The following is a 4,426-nucleotide window of genomic DNA, read 5'->3' on the forward strand; positions in this document are numbered from 1 at the left end:
CGCCCGGGGCCTCGCCGACCTGGCGGTGCTGCGGGTACCGGCGGCGGGCCCCGACGGGGAGCGGCATCTGGTGCCGGCGGCCGGGGTGCCGTGGTTCCTCACGCTGCTGGGGCGGGACGCCCTCCTGACCTCGCTGTTCGCGCTCCCCTACCGGCCGCGGCTGGCCGCCGCCACCCTGCCGGTGCTCGCCGCGACGCAGGCCACCGAGCAGGTCGAGGCCGCCGTGGCGCAGCCCGGGAAGATCGTGCACGAGGTGCGGCACGGGGAGCTGGCGCACTTCGGGCAGGTGCCGTACGGGCGCTATTACGGCTCGGTCGACGCGACGCCCCTGTTCCTCGTGCTGCTCGGCGCGTACACGGAGCAGACCGGGGACCCGGCGCTCGCCCGGCGCCTCGAACCGCACGCGCGGGCCGCGGTGGGCTGGATGCTGGACCACGGCGGGCTGACGTCGCGCGGCTACCTCGTCTACCGCGCCGACCAGGGCGGCCTGGCGAACCAGAACTGGAAGGACTCCCCCGGCGCGATCTGTTCGGCGGACGGCAGCCGGGCCACCGGCCCGGTGATGGCGGCGGGCGCCCAGGGCTACGCGTACGACGCACTGCGGCGCACGGCCGCGCTCGCGCGGGCGGTGTGGGACGACGAGGTGTACGCGCAGCTCCTGGAGCAGGCGGCCGCGGACCTGCGGGACCGTTTCGTGCGGGACTTCTGGATGCCGGAGCAGGGGTTCGTGGCGCTGGCCCTGGACGGCGACGGCCGGCAGGTGGACGCGCTCGCCTCCGACGCCGGGCACCTGCTGTGGTCCGGGCTGCTCGACAAGGAGTACGGGGAGGCGGTCGGGCGGCGCCTGCTGGAACCGGACTTCTTCTCCGGGTGGGGGGTGCGCACGGTCGCCTCCGGGCAGGCCGCCTACCACCCGCTGTCGTACCACCGGGGTTCGGTGTGGCCGCACGACAACGCGCTGATCGCGCTCGGGCTCGCGCGGTACGGCCTGCACGACGAGGCGCGGGCCGTCGCGCAGGGGGTCGTCTCGGCGGCGGTCGCCTGCGGTGGGCGGCTGCCGGAGGTCGTCGCGGGGTACGCCAGGTCGGCGTACCCGGAGCCGGTGCCCTACCCGTACGCGTGCGTCCGCGAGTCCCGGTCCGCGGCGGCGCCGCTGGCACTGCTCAGCGCCGTGGGCGGCTGAGTCCGGCCGCCGCGCACCCCGGCCGACCAGGAGCGGGCCCGGGTCAGCCCCCGGACGTGTCCAGTTCGGCGTCCTCGGACAGGCCCGCGCAGTCGTACGGGTCCTTGAGCCAGCCGTCCGGCAGCACCACCCGGTTGTTGCCCGAGGTGCGGCCCCGGGGGCCGTCCGCGCCGGCCGGCCAGTCCTGGTCCAGGTCCAACTCGTCGAGCCCGGAGCGCAGTTCGGCCAGGGACGAAGTGGTCGCGAGCCGCTTGCGCAGCTCGCCGCCGACCGCGAAGCCCTTCAGGTACCAGGCGACGTGCTTACGGAAGTCGATGACACCGCGCGCCTCGTCGCCGATCCACTCGCCCAGCAGCGTGGCATGGCGGACCATCGCGTCGGCGACGACCCGCAGCGTGGGCTGGACCCGCTCCGGGCGGCCCTCGAACGCCGCGACCAGGTCGGCGAAGAGCCACGGCCGGCCGAGGCAGCCACGGCCCACGACGACCCCGTCGCAGCCGGTCTCGCGCACCATGCGCAGCGCGTCGTCCGCCGACCAGATGTCGCCGTTGCCGAGGACGGGGATCTCGGGCACGTGGTCCTTCAGGCGCGCGATCGCGTCCCAGTCGGCGGTGCCTCCGTAGTGCTGGGCCGCCGTGCGGCCGTGCAGCGCGATCGCCGTGACGCCCTCCTCGACGGCGATCCGGCCCGCGTCGAGGAACGTGATGTGGTCGTCGTCGATGCCCTTGCGCATCTTCATGGTGACCGGCAGGTCACCCGCGCCCGACACCGCTTCCTTCAGGATCGCGCGCAGCAGCGGGCGCTTGTACGGGAGCGCCGAGCCGCCGCCCTTGCGGGTGACCTTCGGGACGGGGCAGCCGAAGTTCAGGTCGATGTGGTCGGCGAGGTCCTCCTCCGCGATCATGCGGACGGCCTTGCCGACGGTCGCCGGGTCCACGCCGTACAGCTGGATCGAGCGGGGCTTCTCGGTCTCGTCGAAGTGGATGAGCTGCATGGTCTTCTCGTTGCGCTCGACCAGCGCCCGCGTCGTGATCATCTCGCTCACGAAGAGACCCTTGCCGCCGGAGAACTCCCGGCACAGGGTGCGGAAGGGCGCGTTCGTGATCCCCGCCATGGGTGCGAGGACCACGGGCGGGGCGACGGTGTGCGGTCCGACGGCGAGGGGCGGGGTCGTAGCGGTCATGCCCCCCATTGTCGCGTACGCCGAACGGGGGTCCGTACGGATTACGCTGCGGCCATGACCGCCGACACACCAGCCGCGCTGCCGAGCCAGGGCCGGGAGGGCACGCTCACGCTGGACACCCGCAGCCTGCGCGCGCTCGCCCACCCGCTCCGCATCAAGATCATGGACTCGCTGCGCCGCGAGGGCCCGGCCACCTCCGCGGTCCTCGCCACCCGTTTCGGCGAGAGCACGGGCACGCTGAGCTGGCACCTGCGCCACCTCGCGGAGAACGGGTTCATCGAGGAGGACGAGAGTCTCGGCACCAGGCGCGAGCGCTGGTGGAAGGCCGTCCACAAGACGCAGGTGCTGCCGTCCTCGCAGTTGCGCAAGGACCCGGCGGCCAAGGCCTCCCTCGACCTGTACCTCGCCGAGATGGTGCGGGACATGGCGGACCAGGTGACCGCCTACCTCGCCGAGGAGTGGGAGGAGGAGTGGGAGGGCGCCTCCCTGCTCGGCGACTGGAAGGACCTGCGGCTGGGGCCCGCCGAGCTGAGCCGGCTGCGCGAGGACCTGATGGAACTGATCGACCGGTACGCCACGGACTACCCGGCGGACGGCCCGCACGCGCCGGGTTCCCTGCCGGTCTCGGTACAGCTCCAGCTCTTCCCACGGCGCGAGCGCCCGTAGGCCGTGTGGTGAAAGTCCCGCCTCCCCCGGGCCGATGGGGCCGGGGGACACCCCCGCCCATATTGCAGAGAGTTCTCTGCAAATAAATCTATGCAGAGAACTCTCTGCAAGCTACGCTCCGTCGCATGCCCGCCTCCAAGCGCCGCCCCCTCCTGCTGCGTCACGCCGATTTCCGTCGCCTCTGGACGGCCTCCACGACCGGCCGCACGGGTTCCTCCGTCGCCTCGGTCGCCCTGCCCCTGACCGCCCTCTCCGTGCTGGACGCCAACCCGTTCCAGGTCTCCGTGCTCACGGCCGCATCCTGGCTGCCCTGGCTGCTGATCGGGCTGGTCGCCGGCGCCTGGGTGGACCGGCTGACCCGCCGCCCGCTGATGCTGGTCTGCGACGCCGCCGCGTTCCTGCTGATCGCCGCCATCCCGCTCGCGGCCTGGTGCGACGTGCTCACCTACGCCCAGTTGCTGGTCACCGCGCTGCTCACCGGCACCGCGTCCGTCTTCTTCAAGACGTCGTACGAGGTCCTGCTGCCCCGCCTGGTCACCGGCGAGGACCGGGTCGAGGCCAACTCCACGCTGCACGCCAGCGAGGAGGCCGGACAGCTCGCCGGGTACAGCGGCGGCGGGGCCCTGGTCACCCTGCTCGGCCCCGCGGGCGCGATGCTCGCGCAGGCGGGCACGTTCGCCGTCTCCCTCCTCGCCGTGCTCGGCCTGCGCCACCGCGAGGCACGCCCGCAGCGCCCGGACACCGGCACCAGCCTGGTCAAGGAGATCCGCGAGGGCCTGGCCTTCACCTTCCACGACGGCTACATACGCGCCTTCGCCCTGTGCGGAGCCGCCACGAACCTGGCCCTGACGGCCTTCCAGTCGATCCAGGTCACCTTCCTGGTCCGCGAGGCGCACCTCCCGGCCGGCACCATCGGCCTGCTGCTGGGCGCGGGCGGCCTCGGCGGCATCGCGGGCGCGTTCGCCGCCCGCAGGCTCGGCACCCGGCTCGGCACGGCGCGGGCCGTGTACCTCCTGACCCTGGGCACCCCCTGCCTCGCCCTGCTCATCCCGTTCGCCGCGCACTCCCCGCTCGGCATCGGCCTGTTCACCCTCGGCTACGCCACGGTGGTCTTCTCCGTCGTCGCCGAGAACACGATCACGGCCACCTTCGAGCAGAACTACATCCCGGCCGCCCTCTACGGCCGGGTGCGCACCGCCTCCGCCTTCGTCAACTACGGCACGATCCCGCTCGGCGCCCTGCTCGGCGGCGCGCTGGCCGAGGGCATCGGACTGCGCCCGGCGATGTGGAGCACGGTCGCCCTGGTCCCGGTCTGCGGGCTGATCCTGCTCACCTCGCCGATGCGGCGCGGGCGGGACCTGCCGGCCACGCCCGGCGAGCGCGGGGCCCCGGCC

At 73.6% G+C, this 4,426-nt stretch carries 3 protein-coding genes and 1 pseudogene; 3 read left to right on the forward strand and 1 reads right to left on the reverse strand.

Annotation, left to right across the window (positions count from 1 at the left end):
- Window positions 1-1,183, forward strand: a pseudogene (locus G3I40_RS41875) (aminotransferase); the annotation flags it as partial.
- Window positions 1,184-1,226: 43 nt separating this feature from the next.
- Here G3I40_RS41875 and dusB read toward each other — a convergent pair.
- Window positions 1,227-2,366: a tRNA dihydrouridine synthase DusB gene (gene dusB / locus G3I40_RS41880; protein WP_203645787.1), complete on the reverse strand. Its 1,140-nt coding sequence runs from the start codon at window positions 2,364-2,366 to the stop codon at window positions 1,227-1,229.
- 54 nt (window positions 2,367-2,420) lie between these two features.
- Between dusB and G3I40_RS41885 the strand changes: the two genes are divergently transcribed.
- Together G3I40_RS41885 and G3I40_RS41890 are read left to right on the forward strand one after the other, a co-directional pair.
- On the forward strand, window positions 2,421-3,032 hold the full coding sequence (locus G3I40_RS41885; RefSeq protein WP_164560037.1) for a helix-turn-helix domain-containing protein: 612 nt from the start codon (window positions 2,421-2,423) through the stop codon (window positions 3,030-3,032).
- Window positions 3,033-3,157: 125 nt separating this feature from the next.
- A partial coding sequence (locus G3I40_RS41890; RefSeq protein WP_164560038.1) for an MFS transporter occupies window positions 3,158-4,426 on the forward strand: 1,269 nt, incomplete at its 3' end.

It is taken from the genome of Streptomyces sp. SID14478, from assembly GCF_010548525.1.
Classification (GTDB): Bacteria; Actinomycetota; Actinomycetes; order Streptomycetales; family Streptomycetaceae; genus Streptomyces.

Bases quoted from the DNA above. Each gene is read 5' to 3' on its own strand.
- dusB (WP_203645787.1), bottom strand. From the start codon at position 2,366: ATGACCGCTACGACCCCGCCCCTCGCCGTCGGACCGCACACCGTCGCC.
- G3I40_RS41885 (WP_164560037.1), top strand. From the start codon at position 2,421: ATGACCGCCGACACACCAGCCGCGCTGCCGAGCCAGGGCCGGGAGGGC.